This is a genomic window from Marinilabilia rubra (assembly GCF_003121985.1).
GTDB classification, from domain to species: domain Bacteria; phylum Bacteroidota; class Bacteroidia; order Bacteroidales; family Marinilabiliaceae; genus Marinilabilia; species Marinilabilia rubra.
On sequence record NZ_QEWP01000043.1, the window covers coordinates 1 to 2,643 of the forward strand.

At 44.8% G+C, this 2,643-nt stretch carries 3 protein-coding genes; all 3 read left to right on the forward strand.

The features are described 5' to 3' along the window. Positions 1-70 precede the first annotated feature (70 nt). The 3 genes from tnpA to tnpC all read left to right on the forward strand — a co-directional run bounded on the left by tnpA (position 71) and on the right by tnpC (position 2,527). Positions 71-415, forward strand: a complete 345-nt coding sequence (gene tnpA / locus DDZ16_RS20465) for an IS66 family insertion sequence element accessory protein TnpA (RefSeq protein WP_232526831.1) — start codon at positions 71-73, stop codon at positions 413-415. Positions 416-420: 5 nt separating this feature from the next. Continuing rightward, a complete protein-coding gene (gene tnpB / locus DDZ16_RS20470) occupies positions 421-786 on the forward strand; it encodes an IS66 family insertion sequence element accessory protein TnpB (RefSeq protein ID WP_109266348.1) in 366 nt (121 codons plus the stop codon). Between the two features lie 64 nt (positions 787-850). Beyond that, on the forward strand, positions 851-2,527 hold the full coding sequence (gene tnpC, locus DDZ16_RS20475; RefSeq protein ID WP_109266349.1) for an IS66 family transposase: 1,677 nt from the start codon (positions 851-853) through the stop codon (positions 2,525-2,527). The last annotated feature ends 116 nt before the right edge of the window (positions 2,528-2,643 follow it).

Consider the following 2,643-nt stretch of genomic DNA (forward strand, 5'->3'; position numbering starts at 1 on the left):
GTAAGCCATCGGTCTGCCACGTATTGCATCCTCCGGCCGGCAGCCGTTACTTTGTTGTCAAAAAATGAGGATGACACTGACAACTTTTAAGCAACTCTACCAAGAATACCAGGAATCGGGCCTGAAGATAAAGGACTTTTGCGCCAACCAGTGCTTAGCTCCTTCAACTTTTTACTACTGGCGGAACAAATTAGAAGAGGCATCACAACATCAGCCGGTGGACTTTGTCCCACTGGCATTTGGCTCTAACAAACCAGCTGCCAACAACCAAGCGATTAAATATCCCGTAAAGAGCCTGGGCATCTCAGAGAATAATGCTCCCATTGAACTGGTGTTTCCCAACGGCACCAAGATGGTTTTAAGAGACAACATCGACATGCAATTACTAAAAAGGATTGTTCACCTATTTGACTGAGGCCGATGTTCCATTTACACGATAAGTTAAAATACTTCCTTTATCCGGCACCGGTCGATATGCGCAAAAGCTTCTACACCCTCAGCGGTATTGTAACCTCAGTAATGAAGCGTAATGTTCAGGACGGCGAAGTCTTCATTTTTGTCAATCGCAGGCTGACCACCATGAAGATCCTTCACCTGGAGCATGGCGGACTGGTGATATATCACAAGAAGCTTGAGAGTGGTGTTTTTAAATTGCCAGGCTTTGACGAAAGTCTTACATCCCATGCTATAAGTTGGCACGATCTGATGATGATTGTCAGGAATGTGAAACCCAAAAAACGGCTATTGAAAAGACGACAAAAAGAAGCATCTTTTCAGGATTTTTAGATGTCAATAATTGGCTGCAAGCCTTGGTTTTGCTATCTTTAAGCTCATAATCAGACAGTGATAAATGAGCGATTCTGCAACCGATAAAGACAAGTTAATCCAAGCGCTTCTTCAGGAACGTGATGAGCTTTTTCAGGAGAACTATCGGTTGCGAAAAATCGACAATGGAGCCTTGGATACTCTGGAGGCAAAAGCTCAGGAATTAGAAGCTGTCCTGGCTAAAAAAGAGCAGCAAATCAAAAAACTTACCGATCAGCTTGCCTGGTTTCGCCATAAGTTTTTCGGCAGTTCCAGCGAAAAGCATATTGCAGCTGACCCCGACCAGAGAAAGATTGACTGGGAAGGGCTGGAAGTACTCCCGGAAGAAAAGGTAGCCATTGAAGATGCGGAAAAAGAACTCATCGAATATGAGCGCCGTAAGCCTGCTAAAGACAAAAAGAAAGCAGTGCGTCAACCGCTGCCCGAGCACCTTAGAAGAGAGGTAGAAATCATTGAGCCAGAAGGCAAACAGGCCCATTGGGTGCGTATTGGCGAAGAAGTCACCGAGATTCTTGAATACAAACCAGGAGAGGCTTATGTGCGTCAGGTAAGGCGTATCAAATATGCCGAGAAGCAAACTACGGAAGAAAACAATAGCGATAATGAGCAAGTAGAAGAAACATCAGCTATCCGCATTGCTCCAATGCCACTTCTGCCTTTACCTCGCAGCAATGCCGGTCCCTCGTTGCTGGCAGAGCTCATAATGAACAAATATTTTTACCACCTTCCTTTTCATCGTCAGATCTCCATACTAAAAATGGAAGGGATAAGATTACCTGCATCAACTGTTAATGGATGGTTTCAGGGAAGCAGCGATCTACTTCGGGCACTTTACGCCAGACTAAAAGAGATCGTTCTGAAATCTGATTATATCCAGGTTGATGAAAGCACCATTCCGGTGATCAACAATAAAAAGCACAAAGCCCAAAAAGCTTATCTGTGGATGGTACGATCCGTAATGGACAATCTGGTTTTCTTTCACTACGATAAAGGCTCCCGGGCACAAAAGGTGGTGGTCGATTTATTAAAGAATTACCAGGGAGCTGTTCAAACCGATGGATATCAGGCATACTCAATCTATGAGCAAAAGAAAGGTGTTTTGCTCCTGGGTTGCTGGGCACATGCGCGTCGGAAATTCTCCGAAAGTCTTGCGGAAGACAAAACAGGGGCGGAATACGCATTGGCACAAATTGCCAAAATCTATCAGGTAGAGCAAATGGCCACAGAACAGGAGATGGATTATGGGCAAAGGGCAGAACTTCGAAAACGGCTGGCCTATCCAATCATGCGTGCTTTTGAAAAATGGATTGAAAGCTATTATCCGAAAGCTCTACAAGGTGGGAAAATGAGTAAAGCCCTGGCTTATACCTATAATCTTTTTTTACGCCTGTCGCGCTATCATCTTGATGGTCGCTACATGCTTGACAACAACCTGGCCGAAAATGCCATCAGGCCTCTGGCCGTGGGCAGAAAAGGATATCTGTTTTGTGGAAATCATGACGCGGCAGAGAATGCTGCCATTATGTACTCCTTGCTTGGATGCTGCAAAGCCAGTGATGTGAACCCCCGTGAGTGGTTAACCGATGTGTTTTCCAGGATTGCCTTGTACAACAGTAATTACGATTTAGATCTGGCCGATCTTTTGCCACACAATTGGAAAAAATCCAATGATTGCCAGAATTTCCCGGAAAGCTCCAACTGATTCCAATAAATTCTAAGAGATTCCAGTAGAACTTGGAAAAATCTAATTCCCAGACCGGCACCCCCGGGCTGGGAAAAATTCTTACTTTTACATTACGTGGGAGGCCGAAGGCTTAC

Bases quoted from the DNA above. Each gene is read 5' to 3' on its own strand.
- tnpA (WP_232526831.1), top strand. From the start codon at position 71: ATGACACTGACAACTTTTAAGCAACTCTACCAAGAATACCAGGAATCG.
- tnpB (WP_109266348.1), top strand. From the start codon at position 421: ATGTTCCATTTACACGATAAGTTAAAATACTTCCTTTATCCGGCACCG.
- tnpC (WP_109266349.1), top strand. From the start codon at position 851: ATGAGCGATTCTGCAACCGATAAAGACAAGTTAATCCAAGCGCTTCTT.